Annotated in this window: 21 protein-coding genes; 5 read left to right on the plus strand and 16 right to left on the minus strand. The window is 42.9% G+C overall.

The features are described from left to right. Window positions 1-135: 135 nt before the first annotated feature. Window positions 136-900 (minus strand): DeoR/GlpR family DNA-binding transcription regulator, encoded by a 765-nt coding sequence (locus NLF92_RS05300; protein ID WP_254099588.1) that lies wholly within the window; start codon window positions 898-900, stop codon window positions 136-138. A 212-nt stretch (window positions 901-1,112) separates the two neighbouring features. Here NLF92_RS05300 and NLF92_RS05305 point away from each other — a divergent pair, with 212 nt between their 5' ends. Beyond that, complete coding sequence (locus NLF92_RS05305; protein ID WP_254099589.1) at window positions 1,113-1,517, plus strand: c-type cytochrome; 405 nt, start codon at window positions 1,113-1,115, stop codon at window positions 1,515-1,517. A 209-nt stretch (window positions 1,518-1,726) separates the two neighbouring features. Then, window positions 1,727-4,330 (plus strand): sensor domain-containing phosphodiesterase, encoded by a 2,604-nt coding sequence (locus tag NLF92_RS14190; protein WP_284700372.1) that lies wholly within the window; start codon window positions 1,727-1,729, stop codon window positions 4,328-4,330. Window positions 4,331-4,351: 21 nt separating this feature from the next. On the opposite strand, the gene cysQ is transcribed toward NLF92_RS14190, so the two are convergent. Beyond that, complete coding sequence (gene cysQ, locus NLF92_RS05325) at window positions 4,352-5,170, minus strand: 3'(2'),5'-bisphosphate nucleotidase CysQ (protein WP_254099590.1); 819 nt, start codon at window positions 5,168-5,170, stop codon at window positions 4,352-4,354. Between the two features lie 12 nt (window positions 5,171-5,182). Continuing rightward, the gene (nudE, locus tag NLF92_RS05330) at window positions 5,183-5,749 is read right to left on the minus strand and encodes an ADP compounds hydrolase NudE (protein WP_254099592.1); all 567 of its coding nucleotides are present in this window, start codon (window positions 5,747-5,749) and stop codon (window positions 5,183-5,185) included. A gap of 56 nt (window positions 5,750-5,805) precedes the next feature. Between nudE and yrfG the strand changes: the two genes are divergently transcribed. Continuing rightward, the gene (yrfG, locus tag NLF92_RS05335; RefSeq protein ID WP_254099594.1) at window positions 5,806-6,492 is read left to right on the plus strand and encodes a GMP/IMP nucleotidase; all 687 of its coding nucleotides are present in this window, start codon (window positions 5,806-5,808) and stop codon (window positions 6,490-6,492) included. Window positions 6,493-6,562: 70 nt separating this feature from the next. On the opposite strand, the gene NLF92_RS05340 is transcribed toward yrfG, so the two are convergent. The 13 genes from NLF92_RS05340 to gspC form a co-directional block, all read right to left on the minus strand. Then, window positions 6,563-7,561 (minus strand): GGDEF domain-containing response regulator, encoded by a 999-nt coding sequence (locus NLF92_RS05340; protein WP_254099596.1) that lies wholly within the window; start codon window positions 7,559-7,561, stop codon window positions 6,563-6,565. Between the two features lie 147 nt (window positions 7,562-7,708). Further along, a complete protein-coding gene (locus tag NLF92_RS05345; protein ID WP_254099598.1) occupies window positions 7,709-8,470 on the minus strand; it encodes a type II secretion system protein N in 762 nt (253 codons plus the stop codon). Next, on the minus strand, window positions 8,467-8,949 hold the full coding sequence (locus tag NLF92_RS05350) for a type II secretion system protein M (RefSeq protein WP_254099600.1): 483 nt from the start codon (window positions 8,947-8,949) through the stop codon (window positions 8,467-8,469). Before NLF92_RS05350 ends, NLF92_RS05345 begins: the two co-directional genes overlap by 4 nt. Before the next feature lie 8 nt (window positions 8,950-8,957). Next, a complete protein-coding gene (gspL, locus tag NLF92_RS05355; RefSeq protein ID WP_254099602.1) occupies window positions 8,958-10,235 on the minus strand; it encodes a type II secretion system protein GspL in 1,278 nt (425 codons plus the stop codon). Between the two features lie 6 nt (window positions 10,236-10,241). Beyond that, complete coding sequence (gene gspK / locus NLF92_RS05360; RefSeq protein ID WP_254099604.1) at window positions 10,242-11,282, minus strand: type II secretion system minor pseudopilin GspK; 1,041 nt, start codon at window positions 11,280-11,282, stop codon at window positions 10,242-10,244. Next, on the minus strand, window positions 11,279-11,992 hold the full coding sequence (gspJ, locus tag NLF92_RS05365; RefSeq protein ID WP_254099606.1) for a type II secretion system minor pseudopilin GspJ: 714 nt from the start codon (window positions 11,990-11,992) through the stop codon (window positions 11,279-11,281). The genes gspK and gspJ overlap by 4 nt, the downstream gene beginning before the upstream one ends. After that, a complete protein-coding gene (gene gspI / locus NLF92_RS05370) occupies window positions 11,989-12,366 on the minus strand; it encodes a type II secretion system minor pseudopilin GspI (protein ID WP_254099608.1) in 378 nt (125 codons plus the stop codon). The genes gspJ and gspI overlap by 4 nt, the downstream gene beginning before the upstream one ends. Further along, the gene (locus tag NLF92_RS05375; protein WP_254099610.1) at window positions 12,363-13,007 is read right to left on the minus strand and encodes a prepilin-type N-terminal cleavage/methylation domain-containing protein; all 645 of its coding nucleotides are present in this window, start codon (window positions 13,005-13,007) and stop codon (window positions 12,363-12,365) included. The genes gspI and NLF92_RS05375 overlap by 4 nt, the downstream gene beginning before the upstream one ends. 4 nt (window positions 13,008-13,011) lie before the next feature. Further along, on the minus strand, window positions 13,012-13,455 hold the full coding sequence (gene gspG, locus NLF92_RS05380; protein ID WP_254099612.1) for a type II secretion system major pseudopilin GspG: 444 nt from the start codon (window positions 13,453-13,455) through the stop codon (window positions 13,012-13,014). A 24-nt stretch (window positions 13,456-13,479) separates the two neighbouring features. Next, window positions 13,480-14,715 carry a type II secretion system inner membrane protein GspF gene (gene gspF, locus NLF92_RS05385; protein WP_254099614.1) on the minus strand — a complete coding sequence of 412 codons (1,236 nt, stop codon included), beginning with the start codon at window positions 14,713-14,715 and terminating at the stop codon, window positions 13,480-13,482. Next, on the minus strand, window positions 14,715-16,205 hold the full coding sequence (gspE, locus tag NLF92_RS05390; RefSeq protein ID WP_254099616.1) for a type II secretion system ATPase GspE: 1,491 nt from the start codon (window positions 16,203-16,205) through the stop codon (window positions 14,715-14,717). Before gspE ends, gspF begins: the two co-directional genes overlap by 1 nt. A 9-nt stretch (window positions 16,206-16,214) precedes the next feature. After that, window positions 16,215-18,266 (minus strand): type II secretion system secretin GspD, encoded by a 2,052-nt coding sequence (gspD, locus tag NLF92_RS05395; RefSeq protein WP_254099618.1) that lies wholly within the window; start codon window positions 18,264-18,266, stop codon window positions 16,215-16,217. A gap of 18 nt (window positions 18,267-18,284) precedes the next feature. Continuing rightward, complete coding sequence (gene gspC / locus NLF92_RS05400; protein ID WP_254099620.1) at window positions 18,285-19,220, minus strand: type II secretion system protein GspC; 936 nt, start codon at window positions 19,218-19,220, stop codon at window positions 18,285-18,287. A gap of 131 nt (window positions 19,221-19,351) precedes the next feature. Between gspC and NLF92_RS05405 the strand changes: the two genes are divergently transcribed. Then, window positions 19,352-19,756 (plus strand): S4 domain-containing protein, encoded by a 405-nt coding sequence (locus tag NLF92_RS05405; RefSeq protein ID WP_254099622.1) that lies wholly within the window; start codon window positions 19,352-19,354, stop codon window positions 19,754-19,756. A gap of 14 nt (window positions 19,757-19,770) precedes the next feature. Further along, the gene (hslO, locus tag NLF92_RS05410; protein ID WP_254099624.1) at window positions 19,771-20,679 is read left to right on the plus strand and encodes an Hsp33 family molecular chaperone HslO; all 909 of its coding nucleotides are present in this window, start codon (window positions 19,771-19,773) and stop codon (window positions 20,677-20,679) included. The last annotated feature ends 16 nt before the right edge of the window (window positions 20,680-20,695 follow it).

A 20,695-nucleotide genomic window follows, 5' to 3' on the forward strand; every position in this document is an offset into this window, starting at 1 on the left:
TAGGGAATAGGGAATAGGGAATAGGGAATAGGGAATAGGGAATAGGGAATAGGGAATAGGGAGTAGGGAGTAGGGAGTAGGGAGTAGGGAGTAGGGAGTAGGGAGTAGGAGTAGGAGTAGGAGTAGGAGTAGGAGTTATGGGCTTACCACATGGAGTTCTATATCATGTTCTTTAATAATACTTTGTAAAGACGCCGGTGGCTGGGCATCTGTAACCAACACATCTATTTGTGCCAGTTCCCCCTGTTTAACCATTGCTCGACGCCCAAACTTAGAGTGGTCTGCGACCAATATAATGGTGTTCGCATTGTCTAAAATGGCTTGAGATACTTTGACTTCTTTGAAATCAAAATCTAACAACGCACCCTCTTCACTAATGCCACTGATCCCAATAATGGCGAAATCCATTTGAAATTGTTTAATAAAATCACTAGTCGCTTCACCAATAATCCCGCCATCAGAATGACGGACTTCACCCCCTGCAATGATTACCGAAAAATCTTCTTTGCCAGCCAGATTAGCCGCCACATGAATATTATTTGTCACTATTTGTAGATGCTTATGGTCTCTTAAGTGCTGAGCAACGACTTCGGTTGTTGTCCCAATATTAATAAACAGAGACGCACCATCGGGGATCATTTGGGCAACTTTTTTGGCGATGGTTTCTTTGGCTGTTTGGTTTTGCGATAAGCGTGAGGAATATTCGGTGTTGACTGTATTTGATTGTAACTCTGCACCACCATGAAAACGCTGTATCAAACCTGCTGCTTCTAGTTGGTTTAAATCCCGACGCACGGTTTGCGGCGTGACTGAAAACTTATCAACAAAGGTATCAATAGAGGTATAGCCTTGTTCTTTTAAGTGTTTAAGCATGGCTTGTAAACGCGGGGCAAGTTTCATTTATGTTCACTTTCTCTTGTTTTATGTCCGTATTGTGCATCAACAAACAAAGTTAGCAAAGTAATAAACACAAAACTTCATCCAAGATATTGATTTATTTACAACCTTTGCATCTTTTCTAGTAGAAGTTACTACCAAAAGCTATTGTTCATAGTAAATTTGTCGTTATAATAAACACAATTAGTTTATTCCGCTTTGGATTGGAGATATCTGTGAAAATTAAACAACTATTAGCGCTAGGTGTAGTCGCTCTAACTGTGTTCTCATTAAATGCTGCACAAGCGACTAATGATGAAATTAAAAATCGTATTAAACCTGTTGGTAATGTACACATTGCTGGTGCAGTAGCCGCGACCGCTGCAGCTGCTGGTCCAAAATCAGGTAAAGATATTTACAATTCTGCTTGTGCCGCATGTCATGCCGCAGGCGTTTTGGGTGCACCAAAAACACAAGATGCAGCGGATTGGAAACCTCGTTTAGACGAGAAAGGTTTTGATACTGTTTGGCAAAATGCGGTCAAAGGTATCAACGCAATGCCTCCGATGGGTACTTGTGGTACGTGTACTGAAGATGACATTAAATCGGCTATCGAATACATGGTAGAAGGTGTGGAATAACATCCACGTGAAAAACTTGTAATGAGTTGAGTTCCAAGGTTTGTAAAACCCTCACAGTGTTGAGGGTTTTTTTATGACAAAAAAATCGCAGGTTAATAATGCGCTCCCTACCAAACTTGTGGGCCCCTTTTTCTTATTTAAAAGGGATAATTAGCTAAATATGTTATCTCTGTCTATAGTTTAGAAAACTCTAACTTTATTCATAGCTTATGACCAGTTCTACAACAGTGACACTCAATGAAGAGGAACTTCGGGAGTTAATTCCAGAACTACAAAATATGACAAGGAAATACAAGGACGCTGAGCGCGCCCAAAAAGCCTTGTTTACGATCTCAGAAACCGCCGCTTCTGTCTCTGATTTAAATGATTTGTATCTCAAAATTCACGATATCATTGATAGTTTTATGATCGCTGAAAATATTTTTGTTTGTGCCTATGATGCGGTGAATGATATCTATGACTATGTTTATTTTATTGATGAGCACAACCAGCTACCGATTCCCCAAGTACCTGGTGATGAATTGCGGAATAGTCTTACTGAACACATTGTTAAACATGCCAAACCACTGCTACTCACTAAAACTCAATTTCCTAGTTACTATGCGGAGCATGAGATAGATTTAATTGGACCACAGCCACATACTTTAATGGCTGTGCCTCTAGAAAGTGACGGTGTTACACAAGGCTGTATTGTGGTCCAAAGTTATACAGAATCAGTCGCATATTCCCAAGCAGATTTGGATGTGTTGAGTTTTGTATCACAGCATATCAATACTGCGGTTGAACGGGTGCAATGGCGCGAGATCACCGAACGCAAAATTATCGAACGCACTCGGCAATATGAAGAGAAAAATAGAGAGCTCCAAGAAGAAATCAAGAACCGCGAAAATATTGAGATCTTACAAACCGCCTTATTTGATATATCTGAGTTGGCAGCTAATCTCACCACTGATATTACAGAGTTTTACCGTAAATTACACCATGCCCTGTCACAGCTGATCAATGCGCCAAACTGTTTGATTATGCTGAAATCTGAAACGATTGAGCCACATTTGCCCCATAGCCATGAGCAACATGACTGTGTTTTTTTTCACCATCCTGAGCCTGAATTAGACCGACCTACAGATTTGATGCTTGCGCTGACCCAATATGTATTCAACACTGGCCAAGTCGAGCTAATTAACTCCCCACAAGCTTTAGATTTAGCTGAAAAAGGCTCCATTGATGTGCTTTTAGCCCAAGATATGATTGACACACCGCAGTCTTGGATTGGTGCTCCTTTGATTGTTGATAAGCAATTGTTAGGCATGATTGCCATCCAATCTTATGGTGTTGAATACAAATATGCACAACGCGATGTTGAAGTGATGCGTTTTGTTTCGCACCATATTGCTATAGCACTGCAACGCCGTCGCTACGCCGATACATTAAAAGAATACAATGTGAGTTTAGAGCAAACAGTGGCACAAAGGACCGCTGAGTTAGAACGGATAAACGCACAACTAGAAGAAGAGATCGATAAATCCAAGAAAGCAGAATTAAAGCTCATGCATGATGCGTTTTATGACAGTCTAACTGGGCTTGCGAATCGCGGTTTCTTTATTCAACGTTTGGAATTGGCCATCGCAAATAAAAAGCGTTTTCCAAAGCATAATTTTGCTGTTGTCTTCATCGATTTAGATCGCTTTAAACTAGTCAACGATACGCTAGGGCATCAAGCTGGAGATGCATTATTAGTCGAAGTGGCTCGACGTTTGGAAATAGTGATACGCAGCCATGACACTCTGGCGCGATTTGGAGGAGATGAATTTGTCATTTTGCTGGATCAATACGCAGATGCTGAGAATTTAGAGTTCATCACTGAGCGTATCTTATCCACGTTAGGAGAGCCTTTAATCTTTGCCGATAAGCCCATCATGCCAGCTGCTAGTCTAGGAATTGCGGTATTAACATCAGAGTATAATCGCGCTGATGAGGCGATTAGAGATGCGGATGCTGCAATGTATACCGCTAAATCGAATGGCCGTGGACAACGCGTCTTTTTTACGGAAGATATGCGTATAGAATTAGTCGAAAGTGTTGAGTTGGAAAAAGAGTTTCGTCAGTCTATGGCTGACAGTAAGTTTGAATGTTTTTTACAGCCTGTAATCAATGTCACCAGTGGTGAAACTCCTTATTACGAGTGTTTTATTCGTTGGTTCCACCCTACACTCGGCAAAATTAAAAGAGGTCAGTTTTGGCGTATTGCTGAACAGAGTAAGCTCACTACTGATATTGATGATTTGTTATTAGAACACGCCTGTAAACATATCCGTCAAAGAGAAAGGCAAAGTAACCCTCCTCTTGTGGCAATTAATTTATCGGTATCTAATTTAACACAAACACAACTCACTGACCGACTGTTGGATCGCATAAAAGCATCAGGTATAAAGCCGAAGCATCTGGCCCTAGAATTTTCTGAATATCATTTTCAAAATCATTCAAATGTCATTTATTCGGCGATTAATAAAATTAAACGTGCAGGTATTTCGGTCATCTTAGATAGTTTTGGTGCGCAATCGGCTTCCATTAATGATTTATTTGCCTACCCATTTGATTTTGTGAAGTTAGATAAACAATACGCCCAAGGATTACCGAGAAACTTACGCCATGCGAAGTTTATTAAAGCCATTCATGGCGTCGCTGAGCAGTTAAAGTGTGGCTTGATTGTCGATGGTGTAGAGACTAGCGAACAACAAGATATTCTGCTGGATATGGGAATTACCCTAATGCAGGGTAATCACATTAGTGAAGCGCAGCATATTTATGAATAGATGTAGAACAACTCAGCTACGTTAGATCGCATAATAGTTCACTAATTTTTGCCAATCAACAGCTTGGTCGCCCAGTACCATAAAGTTTGGGTTTTCTAAAGATTCGCGCTCGTTGTAACTCATCGGTGCGAAGTCTTTATCTACGATACTACCACCTGCCTCAGACACGATACACTGCGAAGCACCAGTATCCCATTCGCCGGTGATACCTAGGCGCATAAAGAAGTCCGCTTTCCCTTCTGCGATGAAACAGGCTTTGAGTGAACAACTACCTGCAGGGAGTGTTTGATAAGTCCTTTCGGTATCTAAACGCTTTAATACATTTTCACGTTTTTGACGACGTGATATCGCAATCACTATAGGCTCTAGGTCAGGGTCTGAGAATTTTTTCACATGAATTTGCTTGCTTTCAATCGCTGACTCTTTGAATGCACCTTGGCCTCCAATCGCATAATAAAGGCTTTCACCGGCAGGCCAGTAGATCACTCCGATTTTCGGCTGATTGTGCTCAATCAGTGCAATATTCACAGCAAAATCACCACTTCTTGCAATAAACTCCTGTGTCCCATCGATTGGGTCAATCAGCCAATACCTTTCCCAGTCAGCGCGATCTGCCAAAGCACAGTGCTCAATCTCTTCTGACATGATAGGAATTTCTGGTGTTTGTTTTTGGAGAATAGCCATAATGATTTCATTGGCTTTGTAATCAGCAGAAGTGACTGGAGATTCATCTGACTTGGCATAAGCCTCGTACTCTCCAGAATCATAGATTTCGAGTACGGCTTCACCTGCTTTTTTAGCAGCTGATTTGGCAACAGAAAGTAAAAATTCATAAGGCATAGGAAAAGACTCTTATTTTATGCTTCTTCTTTGTTTATCGACCAAAAGTAGGGCCGCTAAACTTCTAGCTTCGGTAAAATCATCACGTACTAACAAACTGTCAATATCGTCTAGTGACCATTTAACCACTTCTAATGGCTCTGGTTCATCACCCAATAATGTTTCAGGGTAGAGGTCTCTGGCAATCACCACATGCATATGGGAGGAAAAAAATGTTGGTGCCATAGAGACTTGAGTCAACTCAGTGAGTTCACGAGCACCGTATCCAGCTTCTTCTTTTAGTTCTCGGTTGGCTGCTGCAAAAGGCGTTTCACCCGGATCGATGAGACCTTTGGGGAAACCTAGCTCATATTTGTGTGTACCTGCGCCATATTCTCGTATCAATAAAATGTGATCATCATCAATGAATGGTACAATCATCACCGCACCATGACCTTTTCCAGCCATGCGTTCAAATTTGCGGGTGGCACCATTAGCAAAGGTCAAATCTACCTGTTCAACGCGAAAAAAACGGCTTTGAGCAACTATTTTGCGGTCAGTTATGGTAGGTAAGGGTTTATTTGGATCGATGTCACTCATTGCATCACCCGTTTTCTCAGAGATAATTAATCATATCGTGTTTTGTAAGGAAAATCATGAGCAAATCTATAAATTGGCAAAATGTTGAAACAGTACTTTTGGATATGGACGGTACATTATTAGATTTGCATTTTGATACTTATTTCTGGCTGACGTTAGTTCCAGAAACATTAGCGAAAAAGACAGGTAAGTCAGTAGAGCATTGTCATGCGTTTATGGCTGAAGAATTTGCTAAAGTCTACGGCACAATATCGTGGTACTGTCTCGATTATTGGACTGATTTGCTCGATATTGACATCGTGAATTTGAAGCGTGAGATCGAGTATTTGATCAGTATTCGCCCGGACACACTGCCTTTTCTTGATGCATTAAAAGCCTCTGGACGCAAGGTCGTTTTATTGACTAACGCACACCCTGGTAGTTTGTCGTTAAAGATTGAGCGTACCCAATTGGATAGTCATATTGATACTTTGATTTCCACCCATCAGTATGGGGTCTCAAAAGAATTTCAAAGTCTATGGAGAGCAGTGCAGGCAGATATTGGTTTTACGCCAAAGCACACTCTGTTTGTCGACGATGGGATCCCCATTTTAGCTGCAGCAGAAAAGTTTGGTATTGGTGAGTTGTTATGTGTGAGTAATCCAGACAGTAAAAAACCAGACACAGTCGTAGAAGATTACCCCTTTACTAATGATTTTCGGATGTTACTCGATGATATTATGCGTCATCCATTTTCTGGCTAAGCACCACAGCATTTAAACACAAACAAAGTGATGTATCCTTGCCAAGCTGTGCTGTTTGCATAGAGCTGAGTTAATGATGTTGCCTTGCTTGTTCTCCAGTAATACCTAAGTTACCTTCAATTTCGGCAATTGCAAACTGATTACGGCCATCCCGCTTGGCTGAAAATAGGGCATCATCAGCGGCTTGAAACAAACTCAGGGCGCTGTGACCATGACTCGGATGCATAGTAGCCACACCTAGACTCACGGTTAAATGATTCTCTATATGCGAGTTTTCATGGGGGATCTGAGCATGAGCCAAGATTTCTAGAATCTTCTCCGCTTTTTGTACCGCACCTACTGCATTACAATCAGGCAGTAAAAGGACAAATTCTTCACCACCAATCCGCGCAAATATATCTGTGGGTCTACCTACAGTGACCTCCAGTAATCTGGCTACTGAGATGAGACAATTATCTCCTTCTGAATGACCATAGGTGTCGTTATATTCCTTAAAGAAATCAATATCAATAATCACCATCGACATTTGGTGATGATAACGAATACAACGAGCCCATTCTCTTTGTAATACCTCATTATATTTTCGGCGATTGGCAACTCTTGTTAGTGGGTCAAAGTAAGCCATCGATTCCAGGTATTGTGACTGCTCTTTGAGTCTGATATGTGTTTGGATCCGCGCTTCTAGTTCTTCTAACTCTAAGGGTTTAGTAATGTAGTCCACTGCGCCAGCATTAAACCCTTTGGTTTTATCTACTGTCGCGTCCAGACCAGAAACAAAAATAACAGGTATGTTTTGGGTGTTTTCATCGTTTTTTAGTCGAGTGCAGATTTCAAAACCATCCATTTCCGGCATCACAACATCCAGTAGAATAATATCTGGCTGAGGGAATTGATTCACCAAACATAAAGTTTCTTGTGCGCTAGACGCGAAGGTCACGACAAAGTTATCGGATAAACCATTCAATAAGAAATGCAAGTCCAGTGGGCTGTCGTCAACCACCAGAATGTGATAAGGACGACCGGCTGAACTATCTTTAAAAGAAGCTGGACGAGCTGAGAATATATCCATTGGCACTCAATTTATTTTTTTGATATACCTGAGTATTGACTCAAATAGTGACTTGCGCAAATTTAGGACAATAAAAAAAGCACTAAACATTGATATTTGCAAATATAATTGTAGAGCTAGTCTAATTTGTCAGCGATATGGCAACGTTTAAAATTTAAATGAGATATAACCTGAACTATTCGCTTGGCCAAAAAACTGTGCGACTTGGACCAAATCCTGCGGTGCATCAGCAGGTAGTTTAAACTTACCGGTGACTGCAAGTTGGGCGATATTTGCCCCACTTGCGGTAAACGAAAGCCCCAGTTCATTGGGCTCTGTCACGCGCAGTGTATAACGATTATTGGCACAATCTACGTCAGCTAAAAACTCACCTAATTCGATGAGTCCCGATTGCCCCAGAACACCTGCATTTTGCCATTTGCCAGCGGCGTCTAAATTAGAGCAAGTAAACGTCGGTGCCCCACCAAAAGTCGCAGCACTCACATTAATATTAAAATTTCCTTTGGCCAAAACAGGAATGGGTAGATTAGCCGATGCTAGCATGGTTTCTGCTGGGATTTTTACATCGGTATTCCTAATCACAGTACTTTGTGAGAAGAGGCTGTATTGGATTTGTCCATTGACATAAATACTATCGGCGATCCGTTGATTCCCGATTAATACATCAATCTTGGCAGTGCCAAATAATAAACTTAAAGCTGAGATTTCCCAACGCACGTTCTCTAAAGGTTGCTGATACGCTGTCACAATACCTGCTTGTCCTGACCATAGTGTGCCTGTGACATCATAAAGTTTTACGTGAGGCGGTAAATCAACGCGGTATAAAATATGTTTAGCGGGCACCGTTGCGATGATAAAACCGCACAGCACGATAGAGCCTAATAAAACCAAGAGAAGTGTCTTCTTCATGCTTTGATTAACTCCAAACGTCGTACTTTTACCGTACCCAGTTCACCGGTTTGCGCAATATCAATTTGCATTACGTTTAACCCTGTCTTTTCCAAGCTATCTAACCATTTCATCAACGTACCAAACTCCACCTCATCGATCCATACTTGGACCTGGTCACCATTTGGCTGCAACCTCGTGAGCGCAATTTTGTTATAACTTGCTGTGCTATTAACAGCTTGGACGATAGATCCTTGTAAATTGGCTTGACGTGATTGTGCAGGGGATAATGTCGCCACTTTAGCTTTTTGCTTGGCCACCCAGACGGCTAGTTTTTGTTGTTTATATAATAAGCTTTCTTGCTGGGTGATGGCAGTATTCAAAGGATGCCAAATCCCCCAAATTAATATTGCTAAAACCACCGCGACCGCCCCTATTTTTAATAATATTTGTTCACGTTGTTCTAGGTTGGTAAACCATTCTTGTAATTGTGCCTGCATGATTTGGGCTACCCTTTTATAATCAGTGTACCAACGAGTTGGCCACCTTTATTGTTAATTGCACCTTGCTCAACAGTCAGCCCTGCATCGCGTGCTGCTTTAGAAAATACTTCTAAATCAGCAAATTTATTGGCGACAGCCTGGATCCGAATTTCACTGCGTTTTTGATCAAAGCGCAACGTTTGTGCTTGTAATTGACTCGTCGCAAATGCCGTACTCAAATTCGCTAGCATCGCTATGCCAGATGCCCCTGAGCCAGCATTCTCTCGAGCTTTAATATATTGAGCAATACTTCGTCGTGCATCACGGTATGGACCAATACCAGGGAAATTACGTTGTATGTTTTGTTGGATTTGCGCCTTTAATGCCGTATTTTGTGCTTTCAAAGCAGACAATTCTAAGCTTTTATCAATGACACCAAAAATAAAAGCGATACCCACGACAGCCGCTGCAGTTCGCCAATACACCCAGTTTTTATTGGTTTTTTGCGGAGCTTTAAATTCCCCTTGGCGCAATGTAAATGGCGCGCTTTTTTGGAGTTGATTCAGGCCTTTGGCAAAGACATGCATAGGGAGCTCTAAAGGGGGTTGCTGACTATGCACAGGTTTATGGCAAAGGTTGGCGACATCGGCACTGTATTGTGTCATCGATACGGGGGCATGTTGTTGAGACCAAGTGTATAACCACGGGCCAACCCAATCTTTATGACCACTAACACCGCCCCAATCACCAATTCGGCCAATAATCTCATCCCCAATCGTCATCAGTGCTACTGGGGTACTATCACTATGGTCTGAACTCTCACTCGAGTCAGCTGTTACTGGTTGTGCTATTTCAGCATTGGTAATTTGTGTGCTATGCACGAGTGCCAATGCTTCAGGCACGAGCATGCTGGTATGAAGCTCAGCCGTAGCTAACCAATCTAACCAGATTTGCATTTGCTGTTTGTCAACGATTGCGAGTTTTTGTTCTTGTTTTTTTTGTGGACCAAACGCAATGTGCTGTGAAGTGATATCTCCAGCAATATCATCTTCTAGCATAAAACCGATAGCATTTAGTACCTTTTTACCAGCCCCTGGAGGCAAGCTAACTGTGGTTAAATTTACGGCAGAGTTTGGTACGAGTGCATACACAGGACGATTAGCTGCACGTTCTTGGAGAGTTACTAAATCCGCAGCATTGGCCAATGTACCAGAAGCTAGAATGGTTTCAGCTCGCTCGTCCCAAACCCCCCACAAGATTGGATCGTCTTCAGTAACACCAAGTCTTAAAATTAACTGTTCCACGTGTGTTTAACTCCCAAATCTTCTTTGAATAACATCCGCTTGTTGCCCCTTGGTGACAAACAATAGCGCTGTCATTTTAAATTGTGCATTGTTAAACCGAGCGGTAGTACGCAAGGTAAAATATTCTGTTGTGTTTGTAAACCATGCTTGTTGTTGTGTGGTTAACGTGACGGTATCTAGTATGGGTTCAGCCAAAAAATCTACCACAGCGTCATAACCTTCTTCGGGACGGTTTGAGATAATATTTTGTGCATCGCTAACCGTGAGACCTGTCAACGCACTCAACAATGGTGCATGATCTTCGGTTAAAGTATTAATATTAACCTGTAAGCGTGTGTTTTTGGGTAACAAACATGTTTGTTCCAACAGCTTATCCAACCATTGCAGATTCACGCCCTTGACCAAGCGCAACTCCGAAATATCAGTTAACAAGGTGTTAGCAGCTAGGTAACCGTTTGGTAAGCTACGATAATACTCATCTTCTGCACCATAAATTCGGGTTTGCATATCGTCATCTAAAAAATCTAATACGGCATCCCTAAATGTCTCTGCACTGTAGGCATCGTCCCCATTGAGGTTTTGTATTAAACGAGTAAATGCTTGGACCATGGGCGGTTCGGTGACCGCAGTGCCTGTGCTAGTTGTGCTCGGTTCAGGTTTGGCTAGTGCATTTAGGTTGAAGCAATTTTGGGCATCTTCGAGCTCGACATCCAACATACCACCAGCAACGGGAAACTGTAGCGGCTCAACCCATGGTTGTGCCAGAGAAACTTTACCGTCATCCAGCTCGTAAATATCTAAAATGGCAGTTTTGGCATATTGTTCAGCCCCGATCCCGTACCAATAAGCTTGGTTGTTGTCTTTGATATTTTGGACTCGTTGGACTTGGAGTTGTAAGCGCGTGCCCATTTCTGTCGCTAAAATACTCACCAACGCCACAATAAATAAAACGATTAGCAATGCTGCGCCGTTTTGCCGAAAGGGGGTAGCAGACGCTGTTGCTGGACGGCGGAACATGCGTTTTGATTTGTTAACTGAGCACCTCATTCATTACCACCTGTTGTGGTTGTATCTCCAGACGAGGCATTAGTTGGGTTTGTTTGGGTGCTACCTGTTGGTGCTACCGGACCAATTTCAGGTATCGCAATATTTAATAAAGCAAATTCCCGACGGATAGTCCCAAAGCTTTCACTAGTGATTTCTACTGCAATACCTTGGGGGAGCTGCTCACCTTCGTACTCGTTATCCCAAGTGACTTCTTGACGTGAGTTCAGCTTGGCATATTCAACATTGAACCCTGTGATGCCCTCAAGTAAGATTCTACTTTTGGGTTCTGTACCCGCCATACTATCCACAAAAATGGTGTGCAGTCGCTCAAGCTGTTGATCTTGGTTTAAGCGATAAGCTACGCTTTGCATATTTGAACGCGGTAAGCGCCACTGAGGATTATGCCAACCAGTGCGTACAAAACCAAAACCATCGTCCAGTGATTCAAACTCACCTAAACCACCCAAAAACACACGGTTATTGTCTTGACCAGCGATCCTGACGGGACGAGCTACTGCTTGGTAAATATCTTGTTCAAACACCATCATAGCGCGTTGGATTTGTTCTAACTCGACTATTGCGTCTTGGGATTCTTCAGACGCACCAATCACGTTGGATAAAATAGCAGTTGATGCTACTGCTATCATTGCAAAGATGGCAATCGAAACGAGGATCTCGATGAGGGTGAAGCCACAAGTACGGCGCATCATAACGCTTTACCTGGCTTACCAAAAAAAGTAGTGACGTCGGTGACAGTGGAGGAAAATGTTGCATCTTCGCTGACTAAAATACGGACCTGCACCATATCTGCCGCTTGGGTTTTTTCTACTTTTTGCTGCCAGTACCAAGTACGAGTACCCATTTCCATTTCGCCTTTGACGTTATTTTTGATAGGCCATGTTTGTTGTAACGCGATACGAGTCAGCTGATTGTTGGCCACTTGGGTGGCATAGGTGATGGAACGGAGTTCTGATACGGAAGATAAATTATCACCCACAGCTTTGAGAATAGCGGTGCCGGTTAACCCAAAAATGAGCAAGGCGACCATGACTTCAATAAGCGTGAGTCCATGCTGGTATTTCATAGATCTAAAGCCTCAGTCCGTTCTAAGGGCAAGTATCCTTTACCTAAAATTTGATATTGGGTAGAGTCAATGTCAGCGAAGGTACTTTCGTAAATAAACGATAACGAAAAGTCGCCAATATCACCGCTGGATAGCAGGAACACCTGAGGCTGGATGGTTTTTTTTGCTTGTTCTTCTGCATCACTGCCGATAGCTAAACCGCCAATCTCTAAACCCCCAATCTCGACATCCGCATTCGCGACAGAAAGCCCTTCATCGAATAGGCTACTGCTGGAGAACGCATCATCAGAAGCCCACGCTAAACCATCGAGTTTGAGCTCCATACGGTAAGTGGGGTCTAATTCATATCGGGCTAAATAATCCACCCCTTCCACAGGTAGCCAGTTATCGTCTTCATCTAGTACAAAAAACTCATAGCTATTCTTTTTCTCGTCAACCCATAGACCGAGTTGTTGTTGATTGAGGACGGCAGAGTCAGATGCCATCGCAAAAATAACGGCAAACCGTTCTGCTTCAGTTTTCAGCTTCTGTGTAGGATCACTAGAGAGCCCATTAATAATCACAAAACTAGCCACAAACCCCATGATGGCTAGCACCACCAAGATTTCAATTAATGTGAAACCACGGGTTTGTCGCAACATCGGTTTAGTTCAAATAGTCGTTGACGTTCCAGTTACCGATATCATCTTCGGTACCTGGCTCCCCATCGGGACCATAAGAGAAAATATCAACACGGCTTAACTCTCCTGGGCTGATTAACTGATAATCATTGCCCCATGCGTCTTGTGGGAGGCGCTTGATAAAACCATCTGCCGGATAGTTACGTGGGATAGGCTCAATTTCTGGCTCAGTCACTAGTGCTTCTAAGCCTTGTTCGGTAGTGGGAAAGGTATTGGTGCGCAGCTTGTAGCGCTCTAAAGCGCTCTCTAAAGACTGGATATCAACAGCCGTTTTTTTCAACTGCGCTTCTTCTTGGTTACCCAAAATTTGTGGTGCCACAAAAGAAGCCATAATACCAATAATAACCAGTACAACCATGACTTCGATCAAGGTAAAACCGGACTGTTGTGGTGGGCGAGAAAAAGTCATATTACGAAACTCCATAGATAAAATTTACATGTTCACCATGCTATTCAGCGCTAAAATAGGCTGCAAAATAGCTAAGACAATAAATAACACAATCCCTGCCATTGATACGATCAGCAAGGGTTCAAACACTTTTAAAGCAATCCCAACCAATGATTCAAATTCACGATCTTGGTTATCCGCAGCACGTCCTAACATTTCTTGTAGGTCACCGCTTTTTTCACCAGAGGCAATCATGTGCATCATCATGGGGGGGAAAATTTTTGTTTTGCTCAATGCCGCACGCAGGCTAGTCCCTTCTTTGACAAGGACACTGGCTTCTTGGACTTCTTTTTTGATGTGGCGATTCAACAGCACATCACTCGCAATACGCATTGCTTCTAACAAAGGTACGGCACTAGAGGTTAAAATGGATAAGGTGCGAGCAAATCGAGCAGTATTCATCCCGCGATTGACTTTACCAATGAGTGGTACAGTTAACAGCCACTTGTGATATTTCAATGCAATATGGGGTAAAGCCAGAAAACGTTTGAGTAACACGATTGCAATGAGCAGGACCAGTCCTAACCATAAGCCATTATTTTGTAAAAAGGCGCTGACATCCATCAATATCTGTGTGATGGTAGGCAAGTCTTGGCCCATGTGGTCGAACTGACCCACAATTTTAGGGACGACCACGGTGAGTAACAGCATAATAATAGCAAATGCAAAGAACATCATGAGGCTAGGGTAAACCATTGCTTGGACGATTTGGCTACGAGTTTTTTCTCGGTTCTCTGTGTAGTCAGCTAAGCGATTCAATACGGTATCTAAATGCCCAGATTTTTCACCAGCTGCCACCATGGCGATAAATAATTCATCAAACACTGATGGGAAATCTCTCAGTGCATCAGCTAAACCATGACCTTCAACTACTTTGGAGCGAACGGCCATCATCATGTTTTTTTGCTGCGGCTTCTCGCTTTGCTCGGCAACGGCCAATAACGCTTCTTCTAAAGGTAAAGCGGACTCAACTAGGGTCGCTAGCTGGCGGGTCAATAAAGCTAACTCAGAAGCGGACAAACGGGTTTGCCGCAACCTACCTAGAAAGGCAAATGCCCCTGATTTATCACTGACAGTGTTTTCTTTAACTTGCTCGACTTCTATCGGGAGTAAGGATTGCTCGCGTAACAGTTGGCGAATTTGGCGTGGATTGTCACCTTCTAGCACACCTTTGCTCGACTTCCCTGATTTATCAATGGCCTGATAAGCAAAAGCTGGCATTAGGCTTCCTCGCGTGTCACACGTAACACTTCTTCTAGAGACGTAACTCCAGACAATACTTTAGCACAACCATCACCTCGAATACTCGGCGCGGAAGTACGAATATATTTCTCTATAGCTTGCTCGCCACGACCACCATGCACGAGTTCACGAATGTGTTCATCGACGTGCAATAATTCATGAATACCTGTCCGGCCACGATAGCCAGTATGATTACACGCAAGACACTCACCAGGAGAATATATCGTTAAGTCTGGGTTTTCAGTTACACCTAAAACAGCACATTCTGAGGCACTTGGGGTATGTGGTTGTTTACAATCAGGACACAAGGTTCTAACTAAACGCTGTGATAATACACCGAGCAGACTAGAAGAGAGTAAAAATGGTTCTATACCCATATCTTCTAAACGGGTGATAGCACCTGCTGCTGTATTAGTGTGCAAGGTCGACATGACTAAGTGACCGGTTAGTGACGCTTGGACTGCGATTTGTGCTGTTTCTAAATCACGAATTTCACCGACCATAACAACATCCGGATCTTGACGTAAAATTGCGCGTAGACCTCGAGCAAAAGTCATATCTACTTTAGTATTTACCTGGGTCTGACCAATGCCAGCCAAATCAAATTCAATTGGATCTTCAACGGTTAGAATGTTGCGATCTTTGGAATTTATCTCAGATAGACCAGCATACAAAGTAGTGGATTTACCCGAGCCGGTGGGACCCGTAACCAAAATAATGCCATGCGGTTTACGTATTAAGCTGGAGAAAATATCTCGGTTGGCTTGGGTCATCCCAAGATCTTCTAGATTGAGACGTACATTGTTTTTGTCTAACAGACGCAAGACGACACGTTCGCCATGAGAAGATGGCATCGTTGAGACTCGAACATCCACTGCACGCCCCGCAATTTTTAGGGTAATACGACCATCTTGGGGAACACGTTTCTCGGCTATGTCGAGTTTCGCCATGACTTTGATTCGTGAAACAAGCATCGTCGACATTTTTCGGTTGGGCTTCAATATTTCACGTAAAACACCATCCACTCGAAAACGCACAACCAGTTGGTTTTCAAACGTTTCAATATGGATATCAGATGCACCCTCTTTGATGGCCTCACCAAGCATGGCGTTGATCAGTTTGATGATAGGTGCATCATCTTCGTTTTCTAGTAGGTCTTCGGTCTCAGTGAGGTCTTCTGCTAGGGCAAACAAGTCACTCTCGTTACCCAAGTCTTCCATTAATTGTTTAGCTTCTGAAGAACCGCGTTGGTAGGCTGCTGTCAAAAGGGTTTCAAATTCTTCTGTCGGGACTTGTTCGAAGACGAAATCTCGACCAATAAATCGGCGCACTTCGGGAATTATCGTCAAATCCGTATCAGCGGTAACAAAGATTTTGGGTACACGAGTTTCATCAGCTTCTACGTGTGCCAAATCGAGTAAAATTTGGTGCCGTTTAGCAAAACTAAAACTTAAGGTCGCCTGTTCCATGAGGTGCTCCTAGTCGTTTTTCTGCTTGTCTTTTTCCATCAAATATTCTTCAAATGATGGTGGTAATTGCAGGGCGTCGGACCATTCTGGAAGTGATGGCGTATTCGTGTAAGGCATCAATGGAATACCGTCGGCTTGACGTTTTAACTGTTCTGCACGGATGTAGTTGTATTTGCGATGAGAAATCGTATTCATCGTCGCCGCATCGCGAATAATCGTCGGGCGTATAAACACCATTAGATTGCGTTTGCGTTTACTCGAAGACGTTGTTTTAAATAAGTTACCTAGGTATGGGATATCGCCTAATATAGGAACTTTTGAGACACTTTCTTGTACTTCTTCGTCGATTAGGCCACCTAAGACGATTGTGCCACCATCATCAACGATCACTCGCGTTTTAATTTCTCGTTTGTTAATGGAAATATCGACTGCGGTTGCACCACTGATACTCGATACTTCCTGTTCAATCAACAACTGGACAGCATCACCTTCATTAATTTGTGGTGTCACTTTGAGTTTGATACCGATTTCTTCACGGTCAACTGATTGGGTTTGCAATGCGTTGGTTGAGTTAGCCGTAATCGCCCCTAAAATTGGCACATCTTGACCGACAACAAAGAATGCTTCTTCGTTATCCATCGTCGTTAAATGCGGTGTCGCTAGTACGTTGGAGTTAGTGTCAGAAGCAACTGCCTGCAAGACTGCCCCCCAACCATTTTCAACTACACCTGCAATCAGTCCGTTCGCTCCGCCGAGTAGGTTTGCAAGCGTCGAAAAATCACCTTCAATGGTATTACTGGATGTGACGACTTCGCCGTTAGCGGTGATATTGGTACTGTTGATTTCGCGATCTTCAGCAAGACGTGCACCGACTGCCAGTCCCCCAATACCTAGACCACCATTGTTGAACTGAGTACCACCACCTGCTTCTGAAATCATTTGCACGCCAAGCGTAGACCCATCGCCTTCAAAGACTTCGACGATAATCGCTTCTACTTGGACTTGGGCACGGCGAATATCAAGTTGGCGTATCACAGCTTCTAGCGAACGCATCATATCGGGTTCAGCAGTGATAACGAGAGAATTTGAATCTTCATGTGAATCAATACTGACTTCTCGATTACTATTTCGCTGGGTTTTAGAGTTGCCCTGTTCTTCTGCTTGGATAGAATCAGACACGCCTTTGAGTACCTTAACTAGGTCTTCAGCTACCGCATAATTTAAGAATATCACTCGGGTGTTACCACTGGTTTCCAGCTCTTGATCCATACGTTGCACGAGGTTTATTAAACGTTGACGAGCTTTAGTATCACCACTGACAATGACCGAGTTTGTGCGGTCATCTGCAACCAAGCGTGGCGCTGACTTGCCAGAAGCATTGGCTTGTTTGCCAGCTGTTTTGTTAATACTTTCAATGATTCTAACCATCTCAGAAGCTGAGGCATATTTGAGTTTAATAATTTCGACTTCTTCATCGCCAGCTCGGTCAACTCGCTCAATAATCTCGGCAAGTCGGTTAATCGTGGCGGCACGCCCAGTGAGCATGATGACATTTGATGCGTCATGGCTGACCACGTTACCACCATTGTTAGTATCGTTTAATTGGCGCAATAACGGTGCTAATTCACGAACAGGAACGTTGTATACGGGAATGACTCGCGTAATCATTTCATCACCAGTGAGCACCTCACCTTCTACAACTGGCAGGTTTGAGCCTTTGGCATCTTTGGAGCGAATGACTTTGAGAATACCATTCGGCATTTCTACGACAGCGAAGTTATATACTTGGAGTACATTTAAGAAAAACTGATAGTACTGGGCTTCATCTAGCAAGTCGTAACTGCGTACACTGATTTTGCCACGCACATTAGGGTCGACAATAATCGTGCGTTTAAGGTTTTTCCCTACAATGGCAATGAACTCATTGATATCCGTATTTTTAAAGTTAGGAGAATACTGCGCAGCATAGCTTGGGGCACTTAAAGCCGCAACGGCAATACAGATTGCGAAGAAGGCACTTAAAAAACCTAAACGGGTGTGACGTAAATCAGTAAATGTCATAAAAAAACCTGTACTACCTTAGGGTAATTCAATTGAAAGTGAGAGGGCTTGATCTTGTCTAAGAAGACTTAAATCGAGTATCTGTGCGTTTTGTAGCGATTGCATCGCTTTGATGGCATCACTCGGATTCGATAAATCAAGACCGTTAATATTTGTAACTACATCACCAGGTTGTAAACCTGCTGCGGTAAAAAATGCTTTGTCTTTGCCTGGAGCGAGTTGGTAGCCGACTAATTGGTTCCCTTCGCGTTTCGGTGAAATCGTTAACAAATCGGCGAATTTACTTGGGTTGGCTCGTAATTCTTTGGCTTTTTGAGCAATTACGGCAGGGGCTAAAGTCGGTGCGATTTGCTGTGTAGCGGTTACCGGTTTTGGCCCATCTTGACGAGTTACTTGACGCTGTTGTGCTGCTTTGTTTGCTTCGGCATAATCAATGCCATCGAGCATTAAGGTCTCTTTGACACCGCGATTACTGATAATGACTCTATCTGAAAATACTTTATGTAACGTCGCTTGAGTACCATCAATTTTGTCCCCTAAACCGTATGTGTTTTGGGTATTATTTCGAGCAATAATGGCGGCACCACCATCTTCTATGGTGCTCGCTACGACACCCGATAGCGTCAAATTCAACTTAGTTTCGGGTACTTTGTCGAGCGGCTTCTCATCGGTTTTCTGGGCCACAGGTGGCTGACCGAAAATATCTAGAGCAATCAGGGCATCGATGTTGTTTTGTGGTCCCGATGACGCTGTGCTAGTCGCTGTCATAGAGGCAAATTTAGCTGGTAATTTAGGGGTGCTGGGTTCGGGCACTACTCGCCAAAAAATATTGGCGCACATATAAAGAATATATATAACAGCTAACAGAATGATAATAGCCCGTAATACACCTTTATTTGTGGGCGTCCACAGCAGGTTTTGGAGGTATTGAGGGTTAAGTGATTCCGTATTCATTATGATCTTTTATTCTTTATATTTTTATTAATAATTTTAACAGTTTAAGCATTGTATGTGAACAGACTGAATCTTAACTGAACTACAATTAAGACTGTACAGTATACAGCCTAAATATTACAATTTTATTCATGAAAAATACTCATTCAGAACAGAACACCCCAAGTGTTCGCTTAGATAAGTGGCTTTGGGCTGCCAGATTGTTTAAAACTCGTGCGATTGCGCGTGATGCTGTGCAATCAGGCAAGATCCAGTATAATGGACAGCGTGCTAAGCCGAGTCGAAATGTAGAAGCAGGTGCTACTTTAAAAGTACCTGCAGGCTTTGATATTAAAGAGTTAGTTATCAATGAAGTATTTGATAAACGCCGCTCTGCTAGCCAAGTTGTAGGGATGTATACCGAAACAGAAGCGAGTATTGCCACACGTGAGCGAAATGCTCAAGCGCGCAAACTAAGTGTGTTTCACAGTCCACGACCAGACAGCAAACCTGACAAAAAACAACGTCGCAAGATTATTAGTTTAAAACATCAATAAACATAGGGTCATCCATGTCCAGTTTCGATACGTTACAGCGTTATATTTTTAATGAAGCCAATGTCCGAGGTGAAGTCGTTCAGTTGAAAGATACCTTTCAGGCTATTTTGGATTCTTATACCTACCCTCCACAGATACAGAGTTTGTTAGGTGAGCTGATGGCTGCGACGAGTTTACTCAATGCCACCTTAAAATTTGAAGGTGAAATTGGTTTGCAAATCCAGTCAGAGGGTGTGGTGAAATATGCGGTAGTCAACGGTACTAACGATTTGAAACTTCGCGGGGTTGCTCGTTGGGATGAAACGGTTGAGTTACCTGATACCTTTGCGGAACTGTTCCACAAGGGGTATTTAGTCATTACCATAACACCCAAAGAAGGTGAGCGCTACCAAGGAATTGTTGGTTTAGATAAGCCGACATTAGGTGAATGTATCGAAACATATTTCTTGCAATCAGAACAATTAGTGACCCAAGTGAAACTCTTTTCTCAATTAAGTGGCGCTGAAGGTGATGCCGCAAACTATGCTGGTGGTACATTACTCCAAGTATTACCCACGTCCGCAGAGGCGACCAATGTGGAAGAGTCTACTGAGTTTACTCATCTGTCGGCTTTGACGGAAACCTTAACAGCCAAAGAGCTATTTTCTTTGGATGCCAAAGATGTCCTGTATCGTTTGTACCACCAAGAAGACGTCGAAGTATTTTCACCTGCGCCCATCGTTTTTCAATGCTCTTGTTCACGTGAAGCAACCAAGGTTGCTTTACAAAATGTAGAGTTACAGACTTTATTGGATATCATCAAAGAAGATGGTGATGTAAAAATGAATTGCCAATTTTGCCACAAAGAATACCGTTTTGATGAAATGGACATTAGAACGTTACGCGCTGGTTTTGACCCAGATAGTACCGGGCAGTCTTCTTAATCAAGCACTTGTGCAA

The sequence above is a fragment of the Opacimonas viscosa genome, from assembly GCF_024199005.1.
GTDB classification, from domain to species: domain Bacteria; phylum Pseudomonadota; class Gammaproteobacteria; order Enterobacterales; family Alteromonadaceae; genus Opacimonas; species Opacimonas viscosa.

Coding starts and splice junctions, on each gene's coding strand:
- NLF92_RS05405 (WP_254099622.1), top strand. CDS start 19,352: ATGAAAAATACTCATTCAGAACAGAACACCCCAAGTGTTCGCTTAGAT.
- NLF92_RS05300 (WP_254099588.1), bottom strand. CDS start 900: ATGAAACTTGCCCCGCGTTTACAAGCCATGCTTAAACACTTAAAAGAA.
- nudE (WP_254099592.1), bottom strand. CDS start 5,749: ATGAGTGACATCGATCCAAATAAACCCTTACCTACCATAACTGACCGC.
- gspG (WP_254099612.1), bottom strand. CDS start 13,455: ATGACTTTTTCTCGCCCACCACAACAGTCCGGTTTTACCTTGATCGAA.
- gspI (WP_254099608.1), bottom strand. CDS start 12,366: ATGAAATACCAGCATGGACTCACGCTTATTGAAGTCATGGTCGCCTTG.
- gspF (WP_254099614.1), bottom strand. CDS start 14,715: ATGCCAGCTTTTGCTTATCAGGCCATTGATAAATCAGGGAAGTCGAGC.
- NLF92_RS05340 (WP_254099596.1), bottom strand. CDS start 7,561: ATGGATATATTCTCAGCTCGTCCAGCTTCTTTTAAAGATAGTTCAGCC.
- gspJ (WP_254099606.1), bottom strand. CDS start 11,992: ATGATGCGCCGTACTTGTGGCTTCACCCTCATCGAGATCCTCGTTTCG.
- yrfG (WP_254099594.1), top strand. CDS start 5,806: ATGAGCAAATCTATAAATTGGCAAAATGTTGAAACAGTACTTTTGGAT.
- hslO (WP_254099624.1), top strand. CDS start 19,771: ATGTCCAGTTTCGATACGTTACAGCGTTATATTTTTAATGAAGCCAAT.
- NLF92_RS05345 (WP_254099598.1), bottom strand. CDS start 8,470: ATGAAGAAGACACTTCTCTTGGTTTTATTAGGCTCTATCGTGCTGTGC.
- NLF92_RS14190 (WP_284700372.1), top strand. CDS start 1,727: ATGACCAGTTCTACAACAGTGACACTCAATGAAGAGGAACTTCGGGAG.
- gspC (WP_254099620.1), bottom strand. CDS start 19,220: ATGAATACGGAATCACTTAACCCTCAATACCTCCAAAACCTGCTGTGG.
- NLF92_RS05375 (WP_254099610.1), bottom strand. CDS start 13,007: ATGTTGCGACAAACCCGTGGTTTCACATTAATTGAAATCTTGGTGGTG.
- cysQ (WP_254099590.1), bottom strand. CDS start 5,170: ATGCCTTATGAATTTTTACTTTCTGTTGCCAAATCAGCTGCTAAAAAA.
- gspE (WP_254099616.1), bottom strand. CDS start 16,205: ATGGAACAGGCGACCTTAAGTTTTAGTTTTGCTAAACGGCACCAAATT.
- gspK (WP_254099604.1), bottom strand. CDS start 11,282: ATGAGGTGCTCAGTTAACAAATCAAAACGCATGTTCCGCCGTCCAGCA.
- gspD (WP_254099618.1), bottom strand. CDS start 18,266: ATGACATTTACTGATTTACGTCACACCCGTTTAGGTTTTTTAAGTGCC.
- NLF92_RS05350 (WP_254099600.1), bottom strand. CDS start 8,949: ATGCAGGCACAATTACAAGAATGGTTTACCAACCTAGAACAACGTGAA.